The sequence below is a fragment of the Streptomyces marokkonensis genome, from assembly GCF_039539045.1.
Classification (GTDB): Bacteria; Actinomycetota; Actinomycetes; order Streptomycetales; family Streptomycetaceae; genus Streptomyces; species Streptomyces marokkonensis.
Genome location: NZ_BAABCQ010000416.1, coordinates 1 through 662, shown reverse-complemented (window position 1 = coordinate 662; position 662 = coordinate 1). Strand labels below are relative to the sequence as shown.

1 pseudogene is annotated in these 662 nt (G+C 72.1%); it reads right to left on the bottom strand.

Annotated elements, in window-relative coordinates:
• Positions 1–76 precede the first annotated feature (76 nt).
• Positions 77–358, bottom strand: a pseudogene (locus ABEA26_RS36190) (urease accessory protein UreD); the annotation flags it as partial.
• Positions 359–662: the final 304 nt, after the last annotated feature.

Below are 662 nucleotides of genomic sequence, written 5' to 3'. Positions count from 1 at the left end.
TGTCGGCTGTCGGCTGTCGGCTGTCGGCTGTCGGCTGTCGGCTGTCGGCTGTCGGACTACAGTTACGGTTTACGGCTCACGGTTTACGCAGGTCAGGCGCGGGATGGCCGGTGAGCAGCCGGCGCACCGCGTCCCACGCGGCCCGGACGGCGCCGGTGACCTGGGGCTCCTCGTGGCCGAGGACACGCACCCAGGCCCCGCAGTCGTCCGGGAGGACACTCGCCCCGTGCAGCACCCCACGGCCCGTCAGGGACTCGTGCAGGGCGTCGGCGATCTCCGTGGCGGGGCACCGGCCGCTCACCACGAACAGGGAGGCGACGTGGTCGTGGCCGGCGAAGACACCCGGGCCGTTCACCCCGCCGTGAACAGGTCGCCATGCCGGATCGGGGCCCGCCCTCTTACGGCCGGGTATTGCAGAGCGGGATCGTCCGGGCTCAGCGTGGGCCCGGTGAAGACGTGGATGGTCACTTCAGCCTCCAGAGCAGATGAGACGGGCGCCCGGCCGCCGCGCGGCCGGGCGCCCGTCGAGTGGCGCCCGTCGAGTGGCGCCCGTCGAGTGGCGCCCGTCGAGTGGCGGGATCAGAAGGTGAAGCACTCCTGCTGTTCGACGTCCTCGGACCGCACGACGACCGAGGTGTCGACCAGGTCGGTGACTTCGGCCC